At 67.4% G+C, this 25787-nt stretch carries 24 protein-coding genes and 1 pseudogene; 13 read left to right on the plus strand and 12 right to left on the minus strand.

Going from position 1 to position 25787, the window contains the following annotated elements; all coding sequences use genetic code 11:
* Nucleotides 1-445 precede the first annotated feature (445 nt).
* The 4 genes from ACPTTC_RS20510 to ACPTTC_RS20525 form a co-directional block, all read right to left on the minus strand.
* Entirely contained in the window at nt 446-1348 is a 903-nt protein-coding gene (locus ACPTTC_RS20510) for a ferritin-like domain-containing protein (protein ID WP_423393678.1), read from the minus strand.
* A gap of 95 nt (nt 1349-1443) precedes the next feature.
* Complete coding sequence (locus ACPTTC_RS20515) at nt 1444-1662, minus strand: hypothetical protein (protein ID WP_043180681.1); 219 nt, start codon at nt 1660-1662, stop codon at nt 1444-1446.
* Nucleotides 1663-1902: 240 nt separating this feature from the next.
* On the minus strand, nt 1903-2553 hold the full coding sequence (locus ACPTTC_RS20520; protein WP_027790596.1) for an NADPH-dependent FMN reductase: 651 nt from the start codon (nt 2551-2553) through the stop codon (nt 1903-1905).
* A 310-nt stretch (nt 2554-2863) separates the two neighbouring features.
* Nucleotides 2864-3169: an NIPSNAP family protein gene (locus ACPTTC_RS20525; protein ID WP_423393679.1), complete on the minus strand. Its 306-nt coding sequence runs from the start codon at nt 3167-3169 to the stop codon at nt 2864-2866.
* 279 nt (nt 3170-3448) lie between these two features.
* Between ACPTTC_RS20525 and ACPTTC_RS20530 the strand changes: the two genes are divergently transcribed.
* The 3 genes from ACPTTC_RS20530 to ACPTTC_RS20540 all read left to right on the plus strand — a co-directional run bounded on the left by ACPTTC_RS20530 (nt 3449) and on the right by ACPTTC_RS20540 (nt 7378).
* Nucleotides 3449-4246, plus strand: a complete 798-nt coding sequence (locus ACPTTC_RS20530) for a GNAT family N-acetyltransferase (protein WP_423393680.1) — start codon at nt 3449-3451, stop codon at nt 4244-4246.
* 311 nt (nt 4247-4557) lie between these two features.
* A complete protein-coding gene (gene kdpB, locus ACPTTC_RS20535) occupies nt 4558-6615 on the plus strand; it encodes a potassium-transporting ATPase subunit KdpB (RefSeq protein WP_423395685.1) in 2058 nt (685 codons plus the stop codon).
* A gap of 64 nt (nt 6616-6679) precedes the next feature.
* Nucleotides 6680-7378 (plus strand): winged helix-turn-helix domain-containing protein, encoded by a 699-nt coding sequence (locus ACPTTC_RS20540; RefSeq protein ID WP_423393681.1) that lies wholly within the window; start codon nt 6680-6682, stop codon nt 7376-7378.
* A gap of 8 nt (nt 7379-7386) precedes the next feature.
* Here the strand turns inward: ACPTTC_RS20540 and ACPTTC_RS20545 are convergent, their stop codons facing one another.
* The 3 genes from ACPTTC_RS20545 to ACPTTC_RS20555 all read right to left on the minus strand — a co-directional run bounded on the left by ACPTTC_RS20545 (nt 7387) and on the right by ACPTTC_RS20555 (nt 12923).
* Nucleotides 7387-8034 (minus strand): lytic transglycosylase domain-containing protein, encoded by a 648-nt coding sequence (locus ACPTTC_RS20545; protein WP_423393682.1) that lies wholly within the window; start codon nt 8032-8034, stop codon nt 7387-7389.
* A 126-nt stretch (nt 8035-8160) separates the two neighbouring features.
* Complete coding sequence (locus ACPTTC_RS20550) at nt 8161-9519, minus strand: DUF3999 domain-containing protein (protein ID WP_423393683.1); 1359 nt, start codon at nt 9517-9519, stop codon at nt 8161-8163.
* Nucleotides 9516-12923: a DUF2339 domain-containing protein gene (locus ACPTTC_RS20555; protein WP_423393684.1), complete on the minus strand. Its 3408-nt coding sequence runs from the start codon at nt 12921-12923 to the stop codon at nt 9516-9518. Before ACPTTC_RS20555 ends, ACPTTC_RS20550 begins: the two co-directional genes overlap by 4 nt.
* A 482-nt stretch (nt 12924-13405) precedes the next feature.
* Here ACPTTC_RS20555 and ACPTTC_RS20560 point away from each other — a divergent pair.
* The 7 genes and pseudogenes from ACPTTC_RS20560 to ACPTTC_RS20590 form a co-directional block, all read left to right on the plus strand.
* A pseudogene (locus ACPTTC_RS20560) lies at nt 13406-14699 on the plus strand (quaternary amine ABC transporter ATP-binding protein); the annotation flags it as partial.
* On the plus strand, nt 14692-15588 hold the full coding sequence (choW, locus tag ACPTTC_RS20565; RefSeq protein ID WP_174950511.1) for a choline ABC transporter permease subunit: 897 nt from the start codon (nt 14692-14694) through the stop codon (nt 15586-15588). The pseudogene ACPTTC_RS20560 and the gene choW, both read left to right, overlap by 8 nt.
* 106 nt (nt 15589-15694) lie before the next feature.
* A complete protein-coding gene (locus ACPTTC_RS20570; protein WP_423393685.1) occupies nt 15695-16693 on the plus strand; it encodes a GlxA family transcriptional regulator in 999 nt (332 codons plus the stop codon).
* 98 nt (nt 16694-16791) lie between these two features.
* Complete coding sequence (locus ACPTTC_RS20575) at nt 16792-17739, plus strand: choline ABC transporter substrate-binding protein (RefSeq protein ID WP_175954746.1); 948 nt, start codon at nt 16792-16794, stop codon at nt 17737-17739.
* Between the two features lie 299 nt (nt 17740-18038).
* Nucleotides 18039-18665, plus strand: coding sequence for a trimeric intracellular cation channel family protein (locus ACPTTC_RS20580; RefSeq protein ID WP_226196320.1), 627 nt, complete (start codon nt 18039-18041; stop codon nt 18663-18665).
* A gap of 90 nt (nt 18666-18755) precedes the next feature.
* A complete protein-coding gene (locus ACPTTC_RS20585; RefSeq protein ID WP_423395686.1) occupies nt 18756-19274 on the plus strand; it encodes a M35 family metallo-endopeptidase in 519 nt (172 codons plus the stop codon).
* Nucleotides 19228-19686, plus strand: a complete 459-nt coding sequence (locus ACPTTC_RS20590; RefSeq protein WP_423393686.1) for a hypothetical protein — start codon at nt 19228-19230, stop codon at nt 19684-19686. The genes ACPTTC_RS20585 and ACPTTC_RS20590 overlap by 47 nt, the downstream gene beginning before the upstream one ends.
* A 61-nt stretch (nt 19687-19747) precedes the next feature.
* On the opposite strand, the gene ACPTTC_RS20595 is transcribed toward ACPTTC_RS20590, so the two are convergent.
* Complete coding sequence (locus ACPTTC_RS20595; RefSeq protein ID WP_423393687.1) at nt 19748-20173, minus strand: PACE efflux transporter; 426 nt, start codon at nt 20171-20173, stop codon at nt 19748-19750.
* Between the two features lie 147 nt (nt 20174-20320).
* Between ACPTTC_RS20595 and ACPTTC_RS20600 the strand changes: the two genes are divergently transcribed.
* Complete coding sequence (locus ACPTTC_RS20600; protein ID WP_423393688.1) at nt 20321-21244, plus strand: LysR substrate-binding domain-containing protein; 924 nt, start codon at nt 20321-20323, stop codon at nt 21242-21244.
* Between the two features lie 52 nt (nt 21245-21296).
* On the opposite strand, the gene ACPTTC_RS20605 is transcribed toward ACPTTC_RS20600, so the two are convergent.
* From ACPTTC_RS20605 to ACPTTC_RS20615, 3 genes are all read right to left on the minus strand, one after another.
* Nucleotides 21297-22022: a hypothetical protein gene (locus tag ACPTTC_RS20605; RefSeq protein WP_423393689.1), complete on the minus strand. Its 726-nt coding sequence runs from the start codon at nt 22020-22022 to the stop codon at nt 21297-21299.
* Nucleotides 22023-22167: 145 nt separating this feature from the next.
* Entirely contained in the window at nt 22168-23316 is a 1149-nt protein-coding gene (locus tag ACPTTC_RS20610) for a WD40/YVTN/BNR-like repeat-containing protein (RefSeq protein ID WP_423393690.1), read from the minus strand.
* A gap of 52 nt (nt 23317-23368) precedes the next feature.
* Nucleotides 23369-23638: a MoaD/ThiS family protein gene (locus ACPTTC_RS20615; RefSeq protein ID WP_423393691.1), complete on the minus strand. Its 270-nt coding sequence runs from the start codon at nt 23636-23638 to the stop codon at nt 23369-23371.
* Nucleotides 23639-23907: 269 nt separating this feature from the next.
* Here ACPTTC_RS20615 and ACPTTC_RS20620 point away from each other — a divergent pair, with 269 nt between their 5' ends.
* On the plus strand, nt 23908-24273 hold the full coding sequence (locus ACPTTC_RS20620) for an ASCH domain-containing protein (protein WP_423393692.1): 366 nt from the start codon (nt 23908-23910) through the stop codon (nt 24271-24273).
* A 69-nt stretch (nt 24274-24342) separates the two neighbouring features.
* Here the strand turns inward: ACPTTC_RS20620 and ACPTTC_RS20625 are convergent, their stop codons facing one another.
* Nucleotides 24343-24741, minus strand: a complete 399-nt coding sequence (locus ACPTTC_RS20625; protein ID WP_423393693.1) for a nuclear transport factor 2 family protein — start codon at nt 24739-24741, stop codon at nt 24343-24345.
* 80 nt (nt 24742-24821) lie between these two features.
* Between ACPTTC_RS20625 and ACPTTC_RS20630 the strand changes: the two genes are divergently transcribed.
* On the plus strand, nt 24822-25778 hold the full coding sequence (locus tag ACPTTC_RS20630; protein WP_423393694.1) for a LysR substrate-binding domain-containing protein: 957 nt from the start codon (nt 24822-24824) through the stop codon (nt 25776-25778).
* Nucleotides 25779-25787: the final 9 nt, after the last annotated feature.

Genomic DNA, 25787 nt, shown 5'->3' on the forward strand with positions numbered 1-25787 from the left:
ACGGGGCGGTAGGTCGGACCGTCGTCATTCATCTTTCAAACTTGTCCTATTGACTATTTCGGCGATGTGGATAATCGCAAGGGGTGCGAAAACGGAATGAATCCGTCAGGCAGGCGTGACCTGCGTCGGCGGTGCGCCTGTTCGCGACAGGTTGTTAAAGAGGCTGTCCGGCGTCGGCGACGACGTTCCGGAATCGTCAAATCCCGGGTGCGACAATCTGTCCGCGCGCGCCAAAGTACCGAAGAAAAAAGGGCGGGAATGAGTGCGTCAGGTGCGCCGCATTCGGCGGCTCGATGGCGGTCGGTGAGGTTCCACACCGCATGCGACGGGGAAATCTCGAGCGGGCGGCGGGCAGGGCAGCCCCGGTGTTTCGATCGTCGCGGGGCGTTACCCGGTTGCCCGACCGGACAACCAGGAACCGGATTTTTGCCCCGACGCAGTTGCCTTACTTCGTCAGAAACCGCAGGGCAAACCGCGCCATGCGCGGCACGAACGTCGGGCGCAGCAGACGCTTGTCGTAGCCGGCCATCCGCCGGTCGTTCTCGGCGAGACACAGTTCGATCAGCTCGCGCGGATTGAGCGTGTCGCCGATGTCGGCGGTGCCGGTCGCCGGGAAGTTCGCGTCACGTGCGACGCCGTCGGAATCGATGCCGCGCGCGATGCCGATGCGCTCCCGGATCAAATGCACCCACACGGCCGCGACCCGCGCGAAGAACCACGGCCGGCGCCACCACGGGAGCGAGCGCCAGTACCACGCATACCAGTTCACGAAGAACAGGATGTGGCGGCCTTCTTCCTGGATCACGGGCTCGAAGGTGTCGACGAGTTCGGGCGGGAAATAGCCGGAGCGCTGTGCGGAACGGAACAGGCCGAACGCGAAGAAGCTGTCGATGCATTCGCTGAAGCCCGTGACGATCCACCACCACTCGGGATCCTTCGGCGCAGGGTACGCCGGCTCGGGGGCGAGCCGGATGCCGTATGCGTCGACGAGCTTCGACAGCACGACCTTGTGGCGCGCTTCCTCGCCGCCGTCCATCTCGAGCGCGCGGCGCAGCAGCGGATCGTCGATTGTCGCCGCATACGTTGCCACGCGGATCGATGCGCGGCCTTCGGTCTGCACCGCGATGTCCCAGATCGGCAGCGACGTGAGTCGTTTGAGCTCGGCGGGCGTGAGCGCCGGCCAGTCGATCACCGCCGGCTTGTACGGATTGTGTGTGTCGAGCAGCATGCGGCAGAACATCTGCATGTGCGCATCGGAACCAATCCGGACCGGACCTTGCCTCTCGAAGGTCCAGTTGCGCATTGCGTGATCTGCCGCTGCATGCTTTTCCTGCAGCGTGTCACTCATGGCTGTTGTCATGCGATTACGGACCGAAAGATTCTTGCATAGCTTCCGTAAACGCGTATTTTCGAGCGGCCATGCGCACGCCGGCCACGCGCGCGTCACGCGTGCGTGTCGACCCAGAGGCGGCCCCAGCGGGACGCGTAGGCCAGCGCGTGCTCTTCCTCGAAGAAGAAATCAATCGCGTCGAACGAAACGGCGCGCGGCGACGGGCCGCCGCTCGCCTTTTCGATCGTCAGGTTGGCGGCGAACAGCCCGTTCGGCAACCGGGCGGCGGCGGGGGCGACTTCGTAGCCCTTGTAGCGGATCGTACGGTTCATGTCGTGCGCGGAGAAAGTTCGGAGGTTCAGCGTACGAAAACCCGTCCGCGGCGTGAACCAATCTTTCGGCCAATGCAAATCACGCAGCGGGCCGAATCGTTATCGGTACGGGGTACGGGGCACGGGGAAGGGCAGGCGGGGAGAGGCGTCGGCGTGCACGGCGCCGGGCCGTTCGTCCGAATGTGCACCGCCCGCGCCGGCGAACGGGGTCGGCCGGGCGCGGGCGGTGGAAGGCGGGGATTACTGGTTGGCGATCTTCAGCACGGGCGCGAGTGCATCGACCGATGCCGCATGCGAGGCCGCGCGATGCGATGCGAACGCGAGCGCGAACTCGGCCGCCTGCGTGCCGACCGTCTCGAGCTGCGCGACGACCTTCGGATCCGAGCAGCTGTCGGCGCTGTCGAAGCGCGTTTCGAGCGTGTTCACGGTCGCGCCGAACGGCGTCGGCCAGCCGCGCAGCGCATGCACGATCGAACGCAGCGACGTCAGCACGGTGCCGGCCGCCTGCCAGCCGTAGGCGGTGACGATCAGGCCGACCGCACGGCCGTCGAGATACGGGCGATCGTCCGCGCGCAGTTCCTCGAGCGTGTCGAGCGCGTTCTTCACGAGGCCGGAGACCCCGCCGTGATAGCCGGGCGTCGCGATGATGATCGCGTCGGCCTGGCGCACGGCGTCGATCAGTTCGCGCTGCGCGTCGGTCAGCGTTTTGTGTTCGGGGGCGTAGTGCGGCAGCGTATGCAGGAACGGGCCGTCGAACAGCCGCGTGCGTGCGCCGGCCGCCTGCGCGCCGCGCAACGCGAACGACAGCGCGCGTTCGGTCGACGACGCTGCCCGGGTGGTACCGCCAATGCCGACGACGAACGGGCGGCGGTGTTGATCGAATGCAGTCAAGGGGCGCTCCTTGGGGATGGCTTGCCCGGCTAAGCACAGGCTTAAAACCAGATGGTAACGACCCCGTCACCACTCTGAAAACGACTTTTCGTTCTATCGATATGCCGGGCAGCAGGGGCAATCGTGTGCGCGGCCGCCCAGATCGATAGCAGAAATGCTTGGTTGGGGCGGCGGGCCGTGGTCGATAAGATGGGCCCGTCTCCTCCATGATGTCTCTACTGACATGGGTTGGCCCCGCCGCGCGGATGCAGGCGGGGCTTTTTTTCGTCCCGGCCAGGAAAAGGGGCGCGATGTGCCGGGACGTAGCCGGTTACGCGAACACCGGCCGGAAGAAGCTGCGTTCGTAGCTGACGATGCAGCGTGTTTCCTCGGCGTAGCGGAACGCGGCCTGGCAGGCCGGATCGTCCATCGAGCGTTCGCGGTAGCGCTCGTATTCGGCGAGGCTCGGGAACGAGAACATGGCGAGCGCGATGTCGTTCGCCCCTTCGGACGGCAGGAAGTAGCCGTGATGCGTGCCGCCGAACTTTTCGACGAGCGGAATCCACATCTTGCCGTACGCTTCGAACTGGTCGAGCTTGTACGGATCGATGACGTAGCGAAGGAAGCAGGTGACCATGAGCGCGCTCGGTGAGGGAAGGAATCCGAGAGTCTGGAAGGCGCCGCCGCCGGTGTCAACGGCGCTCGCCGACGCGTGATCCGGCCGCTGCGCGCATTGCTTGCGCAAACAACGATCGGTGCGCTTTCATGCGCTCGCCGCGGCGCACACGGCGGCGTGGCACGCACGGTCGCGACCGTCTCTCCCGCACGTATTTCCCCGAACTTTTACGACATTTTTTCTTGCGAGGGCGGCCGGCGCGCTCATAGACTTCGGGCATCCCAACCACGGAGCAAGGCAATGTCGATACCCTGGAACGCGATCGCCGAACACACACCTGCCGCGCCGCCTTCCGTGTGCGCCGATCGGGTGATCGTGCGGCGTTTCGATCCGGCCTTCGACAGCTATGCGCAACTCACGCCGATGCTGCATCGCGCGTTCGCGCGGCTCGGTGCGATGGGACTCAACTGCACGTGCGTCGACCAGAGCGAGGACGTCACGCGTCGCCGCGCGGAAGCGGGCGAGTGCTACGTCGCCGTGTGCGGCGGGCGCGTGATCGGCACGGCCACGCTGTATGCGACCGATCCGTCGTCGGCGTGCTCGCTGTACCGGCGCGAAGGCGTTGCGAGCGTGCGGCAGGTGGCGGTGGACCCCGATTGCCAGAGCCGCGGGATCGGCGCGTTGCTGCTGGCGTTCGCCGAACAGTGGGCCGCGCTGCGCGGCTACACGCTGCTCGCGCTCGATACGCCGCATCCCGCTTCGCACCTGCTCGCGTTCTACGGCGCACAGGGTTTCGACGTCGTCGACGTGATGCGCTTCGACGGCAAGCGCTATGACAGCGCGATCCTCTGCAAGCGGCCCGGCGCACAGGCCGCGCGCCGCGTGTTGCCGGCATCGCCGGCGTCGCGCATGGCCGCGCGCGTGGCGGCCGTGCGGCGTCTCGCGCATGCGTTGCCGGCGCGGGTGGCCGCACTGGCCCGGCGCGACCTGCACGGGCGGCGTGGCGCAGGCTGGGCGGCACGACGCGCGGCCGGCGCCGCGAGTTGCCGCTCGTCGCCGTGGCGTCCGCGTCAGCACGGGCGCTACACGGTCGGCTGAACGCCGCGCCCCCGGTTCGTTTTCCTGCTTTGCCGCGTAAACGCCGGATGAGCGGAGTGTGGCGCTCCCGCTCGTGTAAGGCCCTTGAGACACCCCCGCCGCGCCGCGGCGAAACGGACGTTTACGCGCTTTTTATACCCTGACGCGATCCTTTGCCGCGATCTTCACGCGAACCTTCATAAGATGGTTGCGTGGAAACGGAAGCCGCACGCGAGCATGCGCGGCGGTAAAGGAAACCCGCCATGTCTCTCTCGCCCGTGACAGGCCCGCGCCCCGAGCATCCGGGCCATGCGCGCACGCCCGCGCGCTCGATGTTCGATCCCGCGCTCGTGCGTCCGGCGATCGCCGATTCGTTCCGCAAGCTCACGCCGCGCACGCAGTTCCGCAACCCGGTGATGTTCTGCGTGTACGTCGGCAGCATCCTGACCACGATCCTGTGGATCGCCGCGTTGTTCGGCCAGGCCGAAGCGCCCGCCGGCTTCATCGTCGCGATCGCGCTGTGGCTGTGGTTCACGGTGCTGTTCGCGAACTTCGCCGAAGCGCTCGCGGAAGGGCGCTCGAAGGCGCAGGCCGCGTCGTTGCGCAGTGCGAAACACAACGTGGTCGCGAAAAAGCTCGCGGCGGCGCGTGCGAAGGCGGCCGTCGAAGTGATGGCATCGACCGACCTGCGCAAAGGCGACGTCGTGCTCGTCGAAACCGGCGACACGATCCCGGCCGACGGTGACGTGATCGAAGGTGTCGCGTCGGTCGACGAATCGGCGATCACCGGCGAATCCGCGCCGGTGATCCGCGAGGCGGGCGGCGATTTCTCGTCGGTGACGGGCGGCACGCGCGTGCTGTCCGACTGGATCGTCGTCAAGGTCACCGCGAACCCGGGCGAGGCGTTCCTCGACCGGATGATCGCGATGGTCGAGGGCGCGAAGCGCAAGAAGACGCCGAACGAAATCGCGCTGACGATCCTGCTCGTTGCGTTGACGATCGTGATGCTGCTCGCAACCGCCACCTTGCTGCCGTTCTCGACGTTCGCGGTCGACGCGGTGAAGGCCGGCCACGTGGTGACGATCACCGCACTGGTTGCGCTGCTCGTGTGCCTGATCCCGACGACGATCGGCGGCCTCCTGTCCGCGATCGGCGTGGCCGGGATGAGCCGGATGATGCAGGCGAACGTGATCGCGACGTCGGGCCGTGCGGTCGAAGCGGCCGGCGACGTCGACGTGCTGCTGCTCGACAAGACCGGCACGATCACGCTCGGCAACCGCCAGGCATCGACGTTCGTGCCCGCGCCGTTCGTGACCGAGGAAGCGCTGGCCGATGCCGCGCAGCTGTCGTCGCTCGCCGATGAAACACCGGAAGGCCGCAGCATCGTCGTGCTTGCGAAGCAGCGTTTCAACCTGCGCGAGCGCGACTTGCAGGCGCTGCATCCGGTGTTCCTGTCGTTCAGCGCGCAGACGCGGATGAGCGGCGTCGACTTGCCCGGCCGCGAGATCCGCAAGGGTGCGGCCGATGCGATCAGGCATTACGTCGAGTCCCACGGTGGCCGCGTCACGCGCGAAGTCGACGCGGTCGTGACCGACATCGCGCGTCGCGGCAGCACGCCGCTCGCGGTGGCGGAGTGCATCGACGGTGTCGCTCGCGTGCTCGGCGTGATCGAGCTGAAGGACATCGTGAAGGGCGGGATCAAGGAGCGCTTCGCGGAACTGCGCAAGATGGGCATCAAGACCGTGATGGTGACGGGCGACAACCGGCTGACGGCGGCGGCGATCGCGGCGGAAGCAGGGGTCGACGATTTCCTCGCGGAAGCGACGCCGGAAACCAAGCTCGCGACGATCCGCGAGCACCAGGCGGCCGGGCGTCTCGTCGCGATGACGGGCGACGGCACCAACGACGCGCCGGCGCTCGCGCAGGCCGACGTGGCGGTCGCGATGAACACCGGGACGCAGGCGGCAAAGGAAGCCGGCAACATGGTCGACCTCGACTCGAACCCGACGAAGCTGATCGAGATCGTCGAGATCGGCAAGCAGATGCTGATGACGCGCGGTTCGCTGACGACGTTCTCGATCGCGAACGACATCGCGAAGTATTTCGCGATCATCCCGGCCGCGTTCGCGACGACCTATCCGCAACTGCGTGTGCTCGACGTGATGCATCTCGCGTCGCCGGCGTCGGCGATCCTGTCGGCGGTGATCTTCAACGCGCTGATCATCGTCGCGCTGATCCCGCTCGCGTTGAAGGGCGTGCGCTATCGCCCGCTCGGCGCCGCGCCGCTGCTGCGCAGGAACCTGTTGCTGTACGGCCTGGGCGGCGTGCTGCTGCCGTTCCCGTTCATCAAGCTGATCGACGTGGTGCTGGTGGCATGCGGATGGGCCTGAGCATGGACGCGCACCGTGCGGCGTGCGCGAGCGCGCATGACGCGCCGGACGAAGGCACTGCCGGATGAGCGAACCGACCGTCGTCATCGCGATCGTCGACGAAGACAGGTTCATCCGGCATTTCGTCCGTGTCGCGCTGAAGGCCGAACACATGCACGTCTGCGAGGCCGCGACCGGTGCGGCGGGCGTGACGGTGGTCGGCGCGCGCCGCCCCGACCTGATCGTCGCGGACACGAACCTGCGCGACATGGGCGGCACCGCGCTGATCCGTGCGCTGCGCGCGTGCTCGGCCGCGCCGCTGATCGTGCTGTCGGCGTCGAGTGCGGAAAGCGTCAAGGTGGCCGCGCTCGACGCCGGCGCGGACGACTATCTGACGAAGCCGTTCGGCGCGGCCGAATTGATCGCGCGAATTCGCGCGCACCTGCGGCGGCAGGCCGGCGGCGGGCGCCTCGATGCGGTCCGCGTGCGTTTCGGCGACGTGACCGTCGATCTCGGCGATCGCCAGGTGTTGCGTGGCGGGGCGCGCGTGCATCTCAGTCCGATCGAATTCCGCTTGCTGGCCGTGCTCGCGCATCATGCGGGCCAGCCGCTCACGCACGAGCGCCTGCTGAACGAGGTATGGGGCGCGACGCACGGCAGGGATCCGCACTACCTGCGCGTGTATGTCGGCCACCTGCGGCGCAAGCTGGAGCCGGATCCGAGGCGGCCCGCGTACATCGTGACGGAGACAGGCGTCGGCTACCGGCTGGCCGGTGCGCGGTAGCGACGCGCTCAGGGGGGAGTGTCCGTCCGCGGTTCGTCGCTCGCCATGTCGTTCGAACGGCGCAGCTGCGCATCGAATTGCTGCACGCGCAGCGCGACGCGCCGTGCATAGCGCGTCGTGCCGCCGTTGTAGCGCACGAGCGCGGTTTCGACGTCGCCGTCCGCATCGTCGAGATAGCCGCGGAAGATGGCTGCGCCGATTCGCACGTTGGTGGCCGGATCGGACAGGTCCTTGACATGCGCGACGAGATCGCGATGGGCGGTGGGCAGCACCTGCATCAACCCGCGCGCGCCGGCGACACTGACCGCGTGGCGATCGAAGCCCGACTCGACCGCGATGATTGCGAGCAGCAGCGCCGGTGCAAGCCCGTAGCGATCCGATTCGGTCTGCACTGCGCGCGCGATCGTGCGCGCGTCGGCATACGCGACGTGAAAGCGGTTGCGCAGCGCCGTGACGATCGTGTCGAGGGTGGGAGGGAGCGACGCTTCGGTGGGGCTACTGGCGGCGACCGGCGCCGCCGGCGTGTCGTCGGCATGGGCGGGCACGGCGATCGACAGCGACAGTGCGATCGGGCATAGCAGCAGAAGCCGCTTCAGCGGCCGGGCCGCGCGCAGTCGCGGTGCCGGCGGGTCATACGATGGATAGGTTTCCTGCATGTCGTCGCATCGTGGTTGCGATGCGACGACTGTACGCAGTTATGCGTTGCGACCGTCGAAAGAAACCGGCACGCGGGATAAACGGCGCGTAAAGACGGGCGACGGGGTGCGCATGACCGCGCGTCGTTACTCGTCGCGGCCGCGTGCATCGCCACCGCCTTTCGCGAGGCGCCATGCAATCGTACCGAGCACACCGACCGCGACGACCAGCGCGCCCCACAGCACGTAGCGGCGCGGTGCGTCCGTATCGGCCGCCGACGCCGGCGCGACCGCCGATACCGGCAACGCCGGGCCGACGCGCGCCGGCCGCACTTCGGGCGCCATGCCGACCAGCAACGCGTCGCGGCTCACGGCCGACGATGCGAGCGACGCGTCACCGACGCCGAGCGTAAACGGCGGCGTGCCGCGCGCGACGAACGTCAGCGAGGCCGGATGCCAGCCGATCGCGACGGCCGGCTGGCCACCGCCGAATCCGCCGTTGCGCATGTCGACGACGATCCGCCACGCGCGATCCGTATTCGCCGCGAATTCGAGCGGCGGATTGCGCTGCTCGCCGGCCTTGCCCTGCAGCCGGAACAGCACGGCGCCCGCGACGTCGCGCCACGGCGCCTGTGCGTCGGCGCGGCTCTGCAGTGTCGCCCGCGCGACGGTGTTCGGCTGCGGCAGGTCGATCCGCACGCGGTCGACCGGATACGCGCCATCGGTGTCGAACAGGTATTCGCCGGGCGAGCCGCCGGCCCGCACCCGCACGGCGTCGCGCCATTGGCGCGGGACGGACGCGGTGTCGGTCCCGCGCGCATCGCTAGGGTGCGTCTCGACGTCGATCGACGTCACCGCGGGCGCGCCGTCGAGCCAGTCGAGCCGCAGGTAGCGCGGCGACGCGCCTTCGAGTGCGATGCGTTCCTGCACCAGCATGGCGTCGCCGTGGCCGACCTTCAGCAACTGCGTGCTGCCGAGCGATCGCCAGCTACGCAGGTCGTCGCTGGCTTCGACGGCCACACGCCCCTGGTAGCTGTCGTCGCCCACGTGCACCAGCAGTGCGTCGAGGTCGCCGTCCGCATGCGACAGGTCGACGAGATCCGCGCCGTGCTTCGCGCGCACCGGCGCGGCGACGCCTGCGCGCAGCGCGCCGTCCGGGCCGACCGTCACGCCGAGCGCCGCGTTGCCGTTGTCGGTGCGGGCGGGCGGCAGCGGAAACCAGTGCACCGGCGTGCGTTTCGGCGGGACGGTGGGCGCGGCCGCCGCGGGTGCGTCGAGCGAATACGGCACCGGCTCGCCCGCGCCGTTGAAGATGCGCACGTCGCCGAGATCGTCGCGCCGGCTCGCCGCGTAGACGGGCTGCGGCAGGGTGAGCTGGTAATAAGCGGCGGCGCCGTCGAGGTCGAGCGAGAAGCGCTGCGCGACGTGCCCGGCGCCCGGCGTGCCGTCGGCGGCCGCGAACGACGCGAGCAGGCTCAATCCGAGCAGGGCGGCGAGTCGTTTCATGCGTTGTTGTCCTGCTGCGCGGTGGCCTTCGGCGGCAGCGGCGAGAAATAGCCGATCAACAGCAGCAGCACGCCGATGCCGATGAACGACACGATGCGCTCGATGCCGGTGACGTGCGACAGGTCGAACAGGAACAGCTTGACGACCGTGAGCGCGAGCAGCGCGGCGCCGACGAACCACAGCGGACGCAGCCCGCGGCGTGTGGCCCAGATCGTGATCGCGAGCGCGCAGAGCGTCCAGTACACGGACACCGACGCCTGCACGAGCGTCGATTCCGCCATCGCGCCGAGTTCATAAGGGACGCCGGCCCAGTGATGCAGCGTGCGCAGCAGGATCGCGTTCAGCCACAGGAACGCGGTCGCACCGGCCGCACTCAGCAGCTCGACGCGATATTTGCCGAACGACCAGCCGAGCTTGCGTGCGCGCACGAACCACGACGCGGCGAGCGCGTAGACCACCACCAGCACGAGGTCGAGCGGGTTGAAGAGCGGCACGCGCGCCCAGCTTCCGCCGTCCTGCGTGAAGTTCGCGTAGAAGGTCCACACCCACATCACGACGATGAGCGGCAGCGACGCGAGCGCGCACACGCGGGCGATGCCGTCGCGACGCGTCAGCCACATCCCGGCGAACGCAAACAGGCTCCAGCCGACCATGAACACCTGCTGGATGCCGAACGACGACAGCACGGTATCGATGTCGTAGACCAGGTGGAAGCGCTGATGCAGCGTGCGCAGCATCAGTGCGTTGAACCACAGGAACACGGTGGCGATGGCCGCGTAGTCGACGACGCGCGGATGCCACGCGATGCCGAGCGTCCGCAGCCGGCGCAGCCACACGGCGAACGCAACGAACACCAGGCACTGCGCGATGTCGAGCGGGTTGAGCAGCGGCAGCCAGAAAAGCGGCGCCGCGTTGCCGTCGCTGATCACGCTGGCGAGGCTCCACAGCCACAGCAGCGCGGCGAGCGGTGCCGCGCCCCACACCTGGTACGCACGCGGAAACGCCGCGACGGGCCAGCGCAGCCGCGCGCCGGGGCCCGACACCAGCAGGAGCAGCGCGCCGAAGCCGTAGGCCCACGCGCTCCAGCTCCACGCGCCTTCGGGCACGTACGCGCGCAGGCGCCAGAAGCCTTCGAGCGACAGCAGCCCGCACACGGTCCAGAACATCAGCGTATGCAGCGGCGCGATGATGCCTGCCGAGAGGGATTGCGCGACGCCGGGCGCCGTGCCGGTCGCGGAATCGGCGCCTGTCGTGCCGCGCGACTGGCGCCACAGCAGCGCAAGGCCCGCGCCGACGGCGACCGGCCACGCGAACGCGCCCATCCCCGACAGCGGCGCTTCGTGTGCATCGAACGCACGCAGCGCGAGCAGCGCCAGCACCGGCGTCAGCGCGAGTGCGGGCCATTCGGCGAGCGGCCACGCGAGCCGGCGGCGCGCGACATGCGCGAGCCACGCGGTGCCGGCCGCGAACAGCGCAGTCGTATCGACGACGAAGCGGTCGGCATGCAGGTCGACGTGACGGCTCGCGTACACGAGGATCTCGTGCAGGCCGCCGCTCACCCACCACAGCAGCCCCCACGCGGCGGCGGCGGCACCGATCTCGGGCATCCATGCATGCCACGCGCGCGCTTCGCCGCGCCCGTGCAGCCACCAGCCGGTGAACAGGCCGGCGAGCGCGATCAGCAGCATCGCGATGTACGGGCTGTTGAGGACCGGCAGCGCGGCGGCGTCGGCCGGCCCGAGCAGGCTCGTGAAGAACGCGCCGGCCGCGGCAACCTGCATCAGCAGGCCGAAGCCGAACCGCAGCATGCGCTTCTCGCGCACGCCGAGCCAGACGACGGCCGCGCCTTCGATCGCCCACGCTGCGCTGGTCGTCGGGCCCGAGAACGCGAGCGGCACCGCCAGCGTCGCGAAGATCACCGCGAGCGCGAGCGTGGATTCGAACAGCAGCGCGAGGCGGTCGCGGCGCCGCGCGAGCCACGCGGTGACCGCGACGTAGAACGCCGACAGCGCGACGGCGCTCCACGCGAGCCCGAACGGCATGTCCTTCACGAGCGACGCCTGCAGCGCGGTCGCGACGATCGGCGTGCCGAACACGAGCGTGCCGTCCACGTAGTGCCGCAGCGCGAGCTCGCGCTTCACCGCATACAGCAGCGCGATGCCGACATACATCAGGAAGAACAGGATGAGGAACGGCTCGGTGCTCGCGAACAGCGCGGGGCGGTAGGCCGTCACGCCCCACGCCGAGCCGATCGTGAACGTGAACACGAAGCCGAGCAGGTTCAGCGGACGCCACGCCTTGAACCAGGCGATCGCGAAGATGCCCGCGTTCAGCAGTGCGTAGTAGCTGAACAGCGCGACATGGTTCCCCTGGCCGGTCGACAACAGCACCGGCGCGAGAAAGCCGCCCGCGGTGCCCATGAACGCGAGCGGCAGCGCGTTCTGCCGCACCGCGAGGAACGCGCTCAGCGCGCACACCGCGACCATCAGCGGGAACGCGGCGCCGACGGGCAGCAGCGCGTACAGCTTGGTCGCGGCGAAGATCGTCAGGTACAGGATGCCGACACCGCCTCCCTGCAGCACGAGCCCGTACGCCGCGCGGCGCGCACGCACGCGCCAGCCGATCGCGAGCAGCGCGGCCGCGGCAAGCGCGGTACCCGCGAGGCGGAATTCGATCGGCAGCATGTTGTTGTCGGCCGCGTACTTGAGCAGGAACGCGACGCCGAAGAACAGCACGATGATCCCGACGCGCACGACCGTGTTGCCGCCGAGCAGCCAGTCGCGCGCGGCGCGGAATGCGCGCTCGGCGATGTCGGGTTCGCGCGGCTTGGGCGGTGAGGGGGGCGCCGACGGTGCGGGAGCCGGGGCGGCCGGCATTTCGCTCGCGCGGATCGCGGCGGCCGGTGTCGGCGCAGGCGTGGCGGCGCGAACCGGCGCGGGAACCGGCGCCGATGCGGTCGCCGGTGCGGCGGTGCGTGCGGCGGCCGGCTGGGCAGGCGCGCGCGGCGGCAGGGCGGCCGCAGGCGTGGCGGGTGCGGATGGCGGGACAGATGCAGCGGCCGTGCCGGTGGGTGTGTGCACTGCCGCGTCAGTCGTGGCCGAACCGGCCTTCGCGCCGGCGAGCTGGCCGCGCAGCGACGCGACTTCGCGCGTCAGCGTCTCGACGGTCGCTTCGAGGCGCGCGACGCGCTCGGCCAGCGGAACCGGCGGCTGGGCGGGAGGTGCCTGCATCGCGAACGTGTCGGGTGTCGCGCCCTTGGCCTTGCGCTTGCGCTGTTGCCGCGTGTTGTCGAGGCAGAACCCGATCGCGGCGCCGAGCAGTGCGCCGTAGACGGCGGAGAAATTCCCGATCAATGCGGCAATCCCGCCCACGATGAAGCCGATTGCGGTAAAAGCCCAGTTCATTTCGCCTTGCTCCCTCTCTCGTATCGTTATCGGCCTGCGATCGGATGTGTGCCGATCGAGGCGGTATCGGCATGGCCGGCAGGCGAACCGGCATGCGCGGCTGACCACGGTGGCCGCGTGGCGGCCTGCGTCGCGATCAGCCTGTTGGCGGGGAATGTATCACAGCGGTCGTCGCGGATTTTCCGGGTTGACGCGGTATCGCGGCATGCGCCGTCCGGTGTCGTCGCGCGGCTTTTTGCACGGTCATGCTTTTTACGGGTGGAGGCGATGCGCTTTCGTCTGAGCAGATCGGCGCGCGATCGGACGTGAAATTGTCGTAAAGCGACGCGTGCCCGATGCGAATTGGCGCAAGGCGCGACGCGATATGCGCCGCGCTGCTGCGCACAAGTCAGGCGCGCGATGCCCGCCGTTGTTGGCCTTGCGCGTATTGCGCCGCCGCAATCGGGTGCCGCCGCGTGCTGCGGCCCGCCCGGCGGGGCTGGAGGCCGTGTCGTATTTGCGCAAGCGTTTGTCGTAATTCGTCGGCAGGTCGGGGTTTTTTCTGGCAACTATGTAGGCACGTTGAGTGACACGCGTGAGTCCCCGCTACACGAGGAGAAGGTTTCGATGGATGCCCCCAAGGTCGTAGTCGAAGGTCTGTGCAAGGTATTTGGAAGTAACCCCCAGCAGGCGCTCGACATGCTCGCCGCCGGTGCGACGAAGGATGACGTGCTCAAGCGCACCGGCCAGGTCGTCGGCGTGCACAACGTTTCCTTCGATGTGCAGGAAGGCGAAATTTTCGTGCTGATGGGCCTGTCCGGCTCCGGCAAATCCACGCTGATCCGCCTCGTGAACCGCCTCGTCGACCCGAGCGCGGGCAAAGTGATGATCGACGGGCTCGACGTTGCGTCGGCGCGCCGCTCGGCGCTCACCGCGCTGCGCCGCAAGGACATGAGCATGGTGTTCCAGTCGTTCGCGCTGATGCCGCACCGCTCCGTGGTGTCGAATGCCGCATTCGGCCTGGAAGTCGCGGGCGTCAGCAGGAAGGAACGCGAGCGCCGCGCGATGGAAGTGCTCGAGCAGGTCGGCCTCGCGCCGTTTTCGCAGAAGCTGCCGTCCGAGCTGTCGGGCGGCATGCAGCAGCGCGTCGGCCTCGCCCGCGCGCTGGCCGTGAACCCGTCGCTGATGATCATGGACGAGGCGTTCTCCGCACTCGATCCGCTCAAGCGCCGGGAAATGCAGGATGTGCTGCTGCAACTGCAGAAGGAACAGCGCCGCACGATCATGTTCGTGTCGCACGATCTGGAGGAAGCACTGCGCATCGGCAACCGCATCGCGATCATGGAGGGCGGCCGTCTCGTGCAGGTCGGCACGCCGCAGGACATCATCGCGAACCCGGCCGACGATTACGTGCGCGCGTTCTTCGACGGCATCGACACCAGCCGCTACCTGACGGCCGGCGACCTGATGCAGACGGGCGCCGTGCCGACCATGTCGAAGTGCGATGCCGCGAACGTCGCGGCATCGCTGAACGGCAGCGCCGAATACGCGTTCGTGCTCGACGGCGAACGCAAGATCCGCGGCTTCGTCACGCGCGATGCGATCGGTCAGGCCACGCCGTCCGTGCGGCCGATCGAAAGCATCCGGCGCGATGCGTCGCTCGAACATGTCGTCGCGCGTGTGGTCGCGAGCCCGAATGCACTGCCGGTCGTCGACGACGACGGCTGCTACTGCGGCTCGGTCGATCGTGCGCTCATCCTGAAGGCCATCACGCGTTCGCGAGGTTCCCATGTCTGAAATGATTCCGCTCGGTACCTGGGTCGACCAGTCCGTTCACTATCTGCTCGACCACGACGCCAAGACGTTCGACACGATCGGCCAGGCGATCGAGGGGCTCGCGGCATTCGTCGAGCACGGCCTGCAGGCGATCCCGATGTGGATGATGATGGCCATCTTCATCGGCGTCGGGTTGTGGCGGGTGGGCTGGCGCTTCGCGCTGTTCACCACCGCGTCGCTGCTGCTGATCTTCGCGACCGGCTTCTGGGACCAGACGGTCATCACGCTCGGCCTCACGCTGTCGTCGACGATCATCAGCCTCGTGCTCGGCATTCCGCTGGGCATCTGGGCCGCGAAGAGCAAGTGGGTCGCCGCGATCGTGCGCCCGATCCTCGACCTGATGCAGACGATGCCCGCGTTCGTCTACCTGATTCCGGCTGCCATGCTGTTCGGTCTCGGCCGCGTGCCGGGGATCCTGTCGACGGTGATCTTCGCGATGCCGCCTGCGGTGCGGCTGACGAGCCTCGGTATCCGCCACGTGAACCGCGAGATCGTCGAAGCCGGCCAGGCCTTCGGCTGCACGCCGTGGCAGCTGCTGTACAAGGTGCAGTTCCCGAATGCGCTGCCGTCGATCATGCAGGGCGTGAACCAGACGATCATGATGGCGCTGTCGATGGTGATCATCGCGTCGATGGTCGGCGCGGGCGGCCTCGGCAACGACGTGCTCGCCAGTATCCAGCGCCTCGACATCGGCCTAGGTTTCGAAAGCGGTCTGTCGGTCGTGCTGCTCGCGATCATTCTCGACCGCATCACCGAAAGCTTCGGCCGTGCCCCGGGCACCGTGAAGGCGCCGCTGTTCTCGGGCCTCAAGCAGCTGTTTCGCGTGAAGGCCGCCCCCGCACAGGCCTGACCTCCGGCGGCCGGTGCCCCCGGCCGCTCACCCAACAATGAACAACGGCTTCCGCGGCATATGCCGCGGGGCTGGCCCCCTGCAACCTCCTCGCCAGGAGACCGATGTGACGTCCGCCGTCGCTGCCGCGCCCGCCGCCTGCGTTTCACCGGTTTCGTCCCTCGCCCATTTCGGCTTCCTGACGCTGCCGCACTTCTCGATGATCGCGTTCTCGAGCGCCGTCGAAGTGCTTCGGATGGCGAACTACGTCGGGCGAGCCGATCACTACCAGTGGTCGATCTACTCGCTCGACGGCAGTCCGGTGCGCGCCAGCAACGGCATCGCGGTACGGCCCACGCAGGCGCTCGACTACACGAACCTGCCCGACGTGATGATCGTGTGCGGCGGCATCCACATCCGCGACGTGGTCGACGAAGGCGCGCGCGATACGCTCGCGGCGCTCGCCGAACGCGGCCTGCCGCTCGGCGGCATCTGCACGGGCGCGTATGCGCTGATGTCGAGCGGGCTGCTCGACGGCTATCGCTGCACCGTGCACTGGGAGAACCTCTCCGCGCTACATGCCGAGTTTCCGCAAGTCGGCTTCGCCGACGAATTGTTCGTCGTCGACCGCGACCGGCTCACCTGCACCGGTGGCACCGCGCCGCTCGACCTGATGCTGAACCTGGTCGGCACGCGGTTCGGGCAGCAGCTGGCCGCGCAGGTTTCCGAGCAGTTCATCCTCGAGCGCATCCGCAGCTCGACCGATACGCAGCCGATTCCGGTCGATGCGCGCGTCGGCTTCTCGCGGGCGGAGCTGATCGAGGTCGTGCGGTTGATGGAGGCGAACATCGAGGAGCCGCTGTCGCTCGAGGAGCTCGCGCGGCTCGTGCGGTTGTCGCAGCGGCATCTGCAGCGCATGTTCAAGGTGTACCTGAACGTGTCGCCCACCCACTATTACCTGACGCTGCGCCTGAAGCGCGCGCGCGACCTGCTGCGCACGACCGACGCGTCGATCGCGCGCGTGACGACGGTCTGCGGTTTTCATTCGCCATGCCATTTCAGCAAGGCCTACCGCGCGCAGTTCGGCCACGCGCCGAGCTACGAGCGCCGGTTGCCGGGGCGCTGACCGAATCGATGGTCCGCGCCGCCGCCGGGATCGCGGCGCGCGGCTTCAATAAACGATCCCGCATTCAAGCAAACGACATCACTTTGAGGAGAAGCAAGATGAAGCGCCTATTGATCGCAGCCGTGTGCGGGATCGGGGTAACCGCGCCGATGTCGGCCGTGTATGCGGCCGATCCGCCCGTGTGCAAGAACGTGCGCTTCGCGGACGTCGGCTGGTCCGACATCGCGGCGACCACGGGCCTCGCGTCGACGATGCTGGAGGGGCTCGGCTACAGCCCGACGAAGACGATCGCCTCGGTGCCGATCACGTTCGCCGGCATCAAGAGCAAGCAGATCGACGTGTTCCTCGGCTACTGGTCGCCGACGATGGACCCGATCATCCAGCCGTTCACGAAGGCCGGCACGATCAAGGTGCTCTCGACGCCGAACCTGACCGGCGCGAAATACACGCTCGCGGTGCCCGACTACGTGTACCAGGGCGGCCTGAAGTCGTTCGCGGATATTCAAAAGTACGCGGACAAGCTGAACGGCAAGCTCTACGGGATCGAACCGGGTAACGACGGCAATGCGCTGATCAAGAAGATGATCGACGGCAACCAGTTCGGCCTCGGCAAGTTCAAGCTGGTCGAGTCGAGCGAGGCCGGGATGCTGGTCGAGGTGAATCGCGCGATCCGCAACAAGCAGTGGATCGTGTTCCTCGGCTGGGAGCCGCATCCGATGAACGTGCAGATGAAGATCGACTACCTGACCGGCGGCGACGACGTGTTCGGCCCGAACTACGGCGAAGCGAAGGTGCTGACGGCGACGCCGCCCGACTACTCGCAGCGCTGCCCGAACGTCGCGAAGTTCGTGTCGAACCTGCAGTTCACGACGTCGATCGAGAACCATGTGATGGTGCCGATCATGAACAAGGAAGATCCGAACAAGGCGGCGGCCGAGTGGCTGAAGGCGAACCCGCAGGCGCTCGACAAGTGGCTCGCGGGCGTGACGACGCTCGACGGCAAGCCGGGCCTGCCGGCGGTGAAGGCTTATCTCGGCGTGCATTGAGCGAGGTGCGCCGGGCTTCGCGGTCCTGATCGGAAGCCCGGCGAGCTTTCGAGCCGGGGGAAGCAGGGTGCACATCCTGCTTCCCCCGGCTTTTTGCGTTTGGCTTCACGCGCGACCCGTCGGTAAGCGGCCGATGCGCTAGACTGCTCGATCCCGATCGAGGAGGCGGCCATGATCCGCAACACGCGTGATGTATCCGGATGGCGACAGGAAGACGACAGGCGGCTGAACGACACGTCCGCTTGTGTCGACACAGGCCGCCGCCACCGAACGACGCAGCACCCCGACGGCGCTTTCGCATGAAGCGCATCGAGCAAGTGGTGCTTGCCGCCGATCTCGCGGGCACGGTGGTGTTCGCGATCGAGGGCGCCAATGCGGCGATCGGTGCCGGACTCGACCTGTTCGGGGTCATGGTGTTGTCGCTCGTCGTCGCGCTCGGCGGCGGCGTAATCCGCGATCTGCTGATCGGCGCACGGCCGCCGAGCGCTGTGAGCGACTGGCGCTATCCGGCGCTCGCGTTCGCTTCAGGTCTGTTCGCGTTCGTGTTTCATGAGCGGGTCGCCGCGTTTTCTCCGTCGCTGCTCACGACGCTCGATGCGGCCGGCCTCGCGTTGTTCGCGGTCGCGGGCGCGGTGAAGGCGCTCGAATTCCGGGTTCACCCGTTCATCGCGACGCTGATGGGCGCCGTGACCGGCTGTGGCGGCGGGGTCGTTCGCGATGTCCTGCTCGCGCGGGTGCCGGTCGTCCTGGTCACGGATATTTATGCGAGCGCGGCGCTGCTCGGCGCGGTGTGCGTCGTGTCGTGCAGGCGGCTCGGTTGTCCGCCGATCGTCGCGGCCGTGCTGGGCGGTGTTGCATGCTTTGCGGTGCGGATGGCGGCGGTGCGCTTCGGCTGGCAATTGCCGAAAATCGCCACTGGTGCGTGAGCGTTCGGCTCCTTCGCCGTCGCCGGCACATCGAACGCGCGTTTTCCTCGTGTTCAGGGCTCTTCCGACGCGGAATTCAGAAGGCTGATGATGCAACTGTGCGACGAGGGCGCCGACCTGGTGAAGGAGCGGCTCGAGAGGTTGGTCGAGTGGTCGCCGGAAGAGCGTAGGCGTGTCTGGACGTGGTTCGGCGCGAGCGACCACGGGATTCGCCACCGCCTTGTCACGGGATTGACGGCTACCCTTGCAGTTATGCGGTCGCTAGGCCCGGGAAACTTTCTGAGAGCTCACCCCGATCTGGATCGATCGCTTGGATGCTTGCCGACCAACAAGAATGTTGGCACCGTTGCACACGTATGTGGTCCAGACACTGCAACGCGCGCAATCAGCATCCACGAAGAATTTTGCACGATTCGTGACCGAAGCCGGGCAGCGACTTCCAAGTTGTCGACAATCATCCACGAGTGTACTCACTTCACGGATACGTTCGGGGCAGGCGACCCAAAGTACGGAATCACGCGCTTTCTGCCCGAATGGGGCCAAAATAACCCGGATATGGCAATTGAAAATGCAGACAGCATCTCGGCATATGTTATCTGGCTTGATTAGCGGAGCATTCTTATTGTTTGTGGCTGGACCTTCGTATGCTTGCGATGGGGTTGAGAGCTTGCCAGGACAAAATTTCGATCTTATGTTCGGGCAGAATTCTGCAGCGGTGAGTGTAGAGCAAGTGAAGAGACTGGAAAGCTGGGTATCGAAAATGCTGTCGCAGTTTCCCATTCGAGAAGGTGTGGCCGTGAGCGGCGTAGCCGAGTCTGCAGAAATCGAACCCGACGAACTGTCTGTCAGACGAGCCGAGTCCGCTCAACGGTTGCTGGTGCATTTTGGATTGAAACAGGAACGCTACGCTGTTCATGGTTATGTCTATCAACGCATGAGTATTCAGGACAATGAGAACGCAAAACGTGCCGAAATAACATTGCTCCCTGGCTGTCCCAACCACTGTTGTATCAGCAGGTGATGCGTTTCGTGGCGCGGCAGCGCATATCCAGGCCCTTTCCTTGCAATATGAGCCGCGTTACTCATTGCCCCTTCGTCGCCGCCGGTACGTCGAACACCCGATCGAACATCCACTGGAATACGAACGCGTAACAGAAGAAGAACGCGAACAGCCCGATGTCGACGACGAACGCGTCGAGCCACGAGATGCCGAGCCACCACGACACGACGGGCACCAGGATGAAGATCAGACCACCTTCGAATCCGGTCGCGTGCAGGATCCGCCGCCCGAGCGTGCGTGACGGCTGCCGGCGCGACGCTTCCCAGCGCTCGAACAGCGCGTTGAAGATCATGTTCCACAGCATCGCGATCGCCGACATCGTCGCCGACAGCGCTCCCGAATAGACGAGGTCCTGCTTGAAGATCGCCGCGATCACGGGCGAGATGCAGGAAATCGCGATCGCTTCGTAGAGCACCGCCTGCGTGATCCTGCGCGGTAGGCCTTGCACGTTGTTGCTCCGGTTGGACGCCACTCGCCGCGGCACCGTGCCGCGACGTCCCGCAAGGCTATTCGCGTTGCACGCCCGCTTCAATTCACCTAATCTCACCCGGATTCAATTGAATTCAACCCGGCCCGATCCGGCCCGCGAGGCCCCGTGTTCTCGAAAATCCCCCTGACTGCATTGCGTGTATTCGAGTCGTCGGCGCGGCTCGGCGCGTTCAAGGCCGCCGCGGACGAACTGTCCGTGACGCCGGCCGCCGTGTCGCACCAGATCAAGTCGCTCGAAAGCCGGCTCGGCGTGCTGCTGTTCGAGCGCGGTGCGAGCGGTGTGAGGCTCACTGACGAAGGCGAGCGCCTGTTTCGCGCGAGTCACGATGCACTGCTCGCATTGAGTCGCGGGCTCGACGCGGTGCGCCCCGAGGCGACCGGCGAGCGCATGCTCGTGCTGACCACCACGCCCGCGTTCGCCGCGATGTGGCTGATTCCGCGTCTCGGCCGGTTTCGTCGTGTCGATCCGCAACTGCACATCAAGGTTGAAACCGGCAATACGCTCGCCGATCTCGAGCGCGATGCGCGGATCGATCTCGCGATTCGCGCGACGTCGCGCACGTTTCCGGCGCTGCACGAGATTGCGCTGATCGACGAGTATTTCGGCGCGTATGCGGCCGCCGGGTTCGACGCGCATCGCACGGATGAGCCGCTCGACCTGATCGAGACCGTGTGGGATACGCCGCTGCCGGTGTCGGTCGACTGGGCGTCGTGGTGTCGCGCGGCTGGACGCGAAGCGTGGCTCGAGCGCGCGGTGTTTCGCCACTACGACGACGAGCATTACGCGTTGCAGGCGGTACTGCATGGGCAGGGCATCGCGCTGCTCAGCTCCGTGCTGGCTGCCGAACATGTCGCGCACGGGGCATTGGCGCCGATCGAGCCGTCGGTGCGGATGGCGGGCGCGCGTTTTGTCGCGCTGTGCCGGCCCGGGCGGGAGCGCGAACCGCGGGTCAGGTCGTTTCTGGACTGGCTCGAGGCGGAGATTGCGCAGACGCGGGAGGCGGTGGGGCGGATGGGGGGAGGGGGCTGAGCGGGAACGCAAGCTCGCACCGCGCATCACGCGCAGGCGGGTGCCGCACCGGTCATTTCACGATGCGTATCGGCTTCGCGAGCGTCGCGTCGCAATCCCAGCTTCGGTCGCGTATCGTCGCGACCTGCGCGACGGCCGGGCTGCGCCATACGCCGGGCAGCTTGCAGGTGCGGCGGGCTGCGCGTTTCGTGGGCGCTTCGTCGCCAGGGAGCGGCGCGTCGCTGTTATGTACGTCTCCCGTCAACGCGTTGACGCTCGTATGGGATTCGCTGCCGCCGCCGCCGTCCCAGCGGAAGTTCCAACTGTCCTCGTCCCATCCCGCGACGATCCATTGGCCGTTGCGCGTCGTCACGCGCCAGGTTTCGCCCCAGCGTAAGGGGCCGCCGCCGCCATTGTTCCGCACGATCAGCGAACCGTGGCTGACGTCGAGCCCCTGAAAAGGATCGCCCATCACGCCGCCGTCGCCCGGCCCCATCGCGATCGCGTCGTTCGTCAGCACGCGCTTGCCGTCGACGAAGATACGCAGGCGCCGCGGGCCGTCGGGCTGCCCGCGCAGCACGTCGACGCAGGCGGTCACGGGCTGGGTCGAGCCGAACGCACCCTGTATGCTGTCGTCGAGTTCGTAGCCGGCGTCGACCTTGCCGCACGGCTCGTCGTCGGTGTGTGGCACGGCGCCCTGTGCAGCGGCGGAGGTGGCGAGGACGGCGAACGCAAGCAGCGCACGCAGGCTGCGCGGCGCCGCGTCGAAACGCTCGGGAAACGACCGGAGAAATCGCATGGCGACAGGGTGATGAAAGGCCGGGCGTGCAGTGTAAGCGATTCGGCGACCCGATCGGACTGCTTGTGGATGCGCCGTTCCGCGACGAACGGGCCACTGCACTTTGAATCGGCTTCGACGCCCCGAAGTGGGCTGTCGCCCCCCGTCACCCGAACCTGACGCAATAAACCGGTGGCAAATGCGCCGACACCAACTGCCAGTTTTCGCCGCCGTCACCGGACGTCCATAACCCGCCAGTGGTCGATCCCATCGCGAGGTGCGTGCCGGTGTCATCGATCGCGAGCCCGTGCCGATACACGAGATCGTACGCCGGCGCGCTCGGCAACCCGTTCGTGAATTGCTCGAAACTGCGCCCGCCGTCGCGCGTGCGGGTGACGACGAATCGCCCGTCCACCGGAATCCGGCACGCGTCCTTCACGGCGGGCACGAACCACGCGGTGTCCGGTTCGTGCGGGTGCACGGCTGCCGCGAAGCCGAAGCTCGACGGTTGCGCGTCGATCCGCCTCCAGTGTTCGGCGCCGTCGGTCGAGCGGAAGATCGCGCAGTGATGCTGCGTCCACAGCACGTCCGGGTTGGCCGCGCACTGCACGACGCGGTGCGGGTCCTGCATGTTCGGTTCGCCGCGCCGCTCGGGCGGCATGTAGTCGGCTTCCATGCCGTCGGCGGTCACGCGCCATGTCGCGCCGCCGTCGGTGGTTTGCCACACGCCGCCGCACGAGATGCCGATCGTCACGTGCCGGCTGTCGCGCGGATCGACCATCACCGAATGGATGCCCGGCGCATCGTATCCGCCGCCGCCCCATTCGGCGCGCTCCGGGCGATCCCACAATGCCCGGTTGAGCGCCCAGGAACGGCCGCAATCGTCGGAGCGGAACAGCCCGCCGGGAATCGTGCCGGCCCACAGCACGCCCGGCTCGTCGGCGCCGCCGGCTTCGAGCGACCAGATCTGCTGAAGCGACCACGGGGAGCGCGGCGGCGCGGGCGGCGCATCGTCCTCGTCGTTCGTGGCCGCGCCGGTATCGTTGCGCCCTGGCGCGTCGTCGGCCGGTTGCGGCGGGTAGACGGGCACGGCGCACTCTTCCCAGTCGGACGCGCCCGCCCGCCGGCGATGCAGCTTCACGCCGAAATGGCCGAGATTGAGCGCGGCGTACAGCGTGCCGTCGCGCGGATCGGCCAGCGTCATGCTGACCGGTTCGCCGGCGAAGTGCGGCGCGTCGAGCGACCAGCCGCCGTGGCCATCGTGCTGCAGAACGAACAGTCCCTTGCGGGTTGCGACTAGCAATCGATCGCTCATGTCTCGTGTCCTTGGCCGTGCCATGCAAAACCCGAATGCAGATCCGTCCTTCCTACCCGCCCGAAAGCGCCTGCACGACATAAACGCGGCTGGCGTCCCCGAGCGAGTCGGACAGACGTTGCCGGTCGCGTATCGGCTGGCCGTCGACGAAGACCGACAGGTGCTTTCGCAGCGAACCCTGGTCGTCGAGGATATAGCCGCGCAGGCGCGGCAGCTCGCTGAAAACGGTGTCGAATGCCTCACCGACCGTGCGGGCATCGACGTCGCGCTCGGGCGTTTCGATATGCCGCTGGATCGACGCGGCGAAGAAGAGGTGCGCCATGACGGGGGCGGAAGAGAGGCGAGGGGACGGTCTGTAGTTTAGGCGATCCGCCGGGCGTTTCAGGGCCGCGCCAAATGTCGGCGGCAGGCCGTGGGCGATATAACGGGGTCGAAAGACAGCGGCCGGGACAACGCGATCGCCGTGCCCGTCGACAGGATTCGGCGAATCCGCAACAATCGTGCCCCGACCGTGGCTGCACGCCTGTCCTGACCGAGAGGTCGCCTGACGGCCACGCAACGAATGCCAATTGACTGCAGGAAATATCCGTCATGCCACGACTGGCCCTGTCGATCGTCACGCCCGCCGTCGACGACATTCTCGCGGGACGCAAGCAGGTCGAAATCCGCTCCTGGGCGCCGCCGGCCATCCCGTTGACCGACCTCGTGCTGGTACAGAACACGATCTATCTGCGCCAGGACGGGCAGGAAGATCCGGACGGCGTTGCGCTCGCGTTGGTCGACGTCGTGGGCGTGCACGACTGGACGCCCGACGAAGCACGCTCGCAAGGCAAGCAATGGTGTGCCGGATACGTGTGCTGGGAGTTGACGAACATACGGGCGATCGACCCGCCGTTCCGGTGCGCGGCGAAACGCGGCGTCTATCGGCTGGATGTCGCGCAGTGTCATGTGTCGTGACACCGCGTCCTCTTCCGGGAGCGACAGAGCCGACGCACAGGTGCGTCACCCAGCTATCGGGCAGTTGTACTACGCATATTTGTCGCCAACCGTTTCCCTGATCGGATGCGTGTCGTACACGATGATCATGCGCTCGACGAGCCCGTTGATGTCGAACTCGAACACGTCGACGCACTCGAATTGCACGGCGGTGCCGTCCTTCAGCCCCCAGTCGTAGACGAAGTAACCGGTTGCCCGTCGTGCACCGGTCGCGCTGACGCAGATGTCGATCGCCGTGATCCGGCTTTGTCCGGATGCCGCAACGACCTTGTCGAAGAACGGCTTCGGCTGCATCCAGCCGAGAAACGGAGAAAAAATCCGTGCATCCGGCGTGAACAGCGCGCAGATCGACTCGACGTCGCCGCGCTCGAGCGCCTTCAGGTAGGTGTCGACCTGCTGCGTGTATAGTGCCTTCGACGACGAGACCATTCTCTTTCTCCGCTGATTGTTGACGAGCCGGGCCGCGACAAGCGATGCGGACCGGGCGCAACCACGATAGCGATGCAGCGATGTCCGAACAATCGAAAAATCCGCAACCCGGGCATGCGGCCCGTGCATACCCGCTTGCCGAACTCACGCGAGCGCTGCCGCCATTGACGGCGTTCCAGGCATTCGTCGCCGCTGCCGAACTGGGCAGCTTCAGCCGGGCCGCCGATCACCTGTGCAGGACACAGGGCGCGGTGAGCCGTCAGGTGCAGCAACTGGAAGTGCATTACAGGTGCGCGCTGTTCGTGCGACAAGCGTCGGGGCTGGCGCTCACCGCGGACGGCGGCGCGTTGCTGACGGTGGCCGTCGACGTCCTGACGCGACTGGCACGTCACGCGGAGGCGCATAGCGGCGTCGCGCCGGTTCTCACGCTGCGGTTGCCGTCGACCTTCGCGATTCGCTGGCTGCTGCCGCGTCTCCCGGCGATCAATCGCGCGCTCCCGCGGACCGAACTGCGTATCCAGACGTCGGCGGACGACACGCCGGATTTCGCCGGAACCGACGTCGACGCGATCGTCGTGCGCGGGGCCGGGCACTGGGCCGGCATGGTGTCGGTTCCGCTGTTTGCAGAGCGGCTGACGCCGATGTGTACGGGCACGCTGGCCGCTTCGTTGAAATCGATCGCCGACCTTGCGCAGGCCACCTTGCTGCATCCCGCCCGCGGGCATGAAGAGTGGCGCTGCTGGCTCGCTGCCGTCGGCGCGACGGAGGTCGATCCGGAAGCCGGGCTCGTGCTGGACACGCTCGAGTTGACGCTCACTGCCGCCGAGCAGGGGCACGGCGTGGCGATCGGCGACCCGCGCATGGCCCGGGACCGGCTCGCGGCCGGGACGCTGGTGGCCCCCTTCGGCGACGTCGTGGACAACGGTCTCGGCTATTTTCTCGTGTACCCGTCGCCGCGCGCGACGCAACCCAGGATTCGCGCGCTGACGTCGATCCTGACGGAGCTGGCGCAGGACGATTCGCCGCGCATGGCGTGACGGGAATCC

The organism is Burkholderia mycopellens (assembly GCF_964265025.1).
Lineage (GTDB): Bacteria > Pseudomonadota > Gammaproteobacteria > Burkholderiales > Burkholderiaceae > Burkholderia.

Excerpts from the sequence above, each read along its gene's own strand:
- ACPTTC_RS20510 (WP_423393678.1), bottom strand. The coding sequence starts at position 1,348 with ATGAGTGACACGCTGCAGGAAAAGCATGCAGCGGCAGATCACGCAATG.
- ACPTTC_RS20515 (WP_043180681.1), bottom strand. The coding sequence starts at position 1,662 with ATGAACCGTACGATCCGCTACAAGGGCTACGAAGTCGCCCCCGCCGCC.
- ACPTTC_RS20525 (WP_423393679.1), bottom strand. The coding sequence starts at position 3,169 with ATGGTCACCTGCTTCCTTCGCTACGTCATCGATCCGTACAAGCTCGAC.
- ACPTTC_RS20530 (WP_423393680.1), top strand. The coding sequence starts at position 3,449 with ATGTCGATACCCTGGAACGCGATCGCCGAACACACACCTGCCGCGCCG.
- kdpB (WP_423395685.1), top strand. The coding sequence starts at position 4,558 with ATGTTCGATCCCGCGCTCGTGCGTCCGGCGATCGCCGATTCGTTCCGC.
- ACPTTC_RS20540 (WP_423393681.1), top strand. The coding sequence starts at position 6,680 with ATGAGCGAACCGACCGTCGTCATCGCGATCGTCGACGAAGACAGGTTC.
- ACPTTC_RS20545 (WP_423393682.1), bottom strand. The coding sequence starts at position 8,034 with ATGCAGGAAACCTATCCATCGTATGACCCGCCGGCACCGCGACTGCGC.
- ACPTTC_RS20550 (WP_423393683.1), bottom strand. The coding sequence starts at position 9,519 with ATGAAACGACTCGCCGCCCTGCTCGGATTGAGCCTGCTCGCGTCGTTC.
- ACPTTC_RS20555 (WP_423393684.1), bottom strand. The coding sequence starts at position 12,923 with ATGAACTGGGCTTTTACCGCAATCGGCTTCATCGTGGGCGGGATTGCC.
- choW (WP_174950511.1), top strand. The coding sequence starts at position 14,692 with ATGTCTGAAATGATTCCGCTCGGTACCTGGGTCGACCAGTCCGTTCAC.
- ACPTTC_RS20575 (WP_175954746.1), top strand. The coding sequence starts at position 16,792 with ATGAAGCGCCTATTGATCGCAGCCGTGTGCGGGATCGGGGTAACCGCG.
- ACPTTC_RS20580 (WP_226196320.1), top strand. The coding sequence starts at position 18,039 with ATGAAGCGCATCGAGCAAGTGGTGCTTGCCGCCGATCTCGCGGGCACG.
- ACPTTC_RS20585 (WP_423395686.1), top strand. The coding sequence starts at position 18,756 with ATGCAACTGTGCGACGAGGGCGCCGACCTGGTGAAGGAGCGGCTCGAG.
- ACPTTC_RS20605 (WP_423393689.1), bottom strand. The coding sequence starts at position 22,022 with ATGCGATTTCTCCGGTCGTTTCCCGAGCGTTTCGACGCGGCGCCGCGC.
- ACPTTC_RS20610 (WP_423393690.1), bottom strand. The coding sequence starts at position 23,316 with ATGAGCGATCGATTGCTAGTCGCAACCCGCAAGGGACTGTTCGTTCTG.
- ACPTTC_RS20615 (WP_423393691.1), bottom strand. The coding sequence starts at position 23,638 with ATGGCGCACCTCTTCTTCGCCGCGTCGATCCAGCGGCATATCGAAACG.
- ACPTTC_RS20620 (WP_423393692.1), top strand. The coding sequence starts at position 23,908 with ATGCCACGACTGGCCCTGTCGATCGTCACGCCCGCCGTCGACGACATT.
- ACPTTC_RS20625 (WP_423393693.1), bottom strand. The coding sequence starts at position 24,741 with ATGGTCTCGTCGTCGAAGGCACTATACACGCAGCAGGTCGACACCTAC.
- ACPTTC_RS20630 (WP_423393694.1), top strand. The coding sequence starts at position 24,822 with ATGTCCGAACAATCGAAAAATCCGCAACCCGGGCATGCGGCCCGTGCA.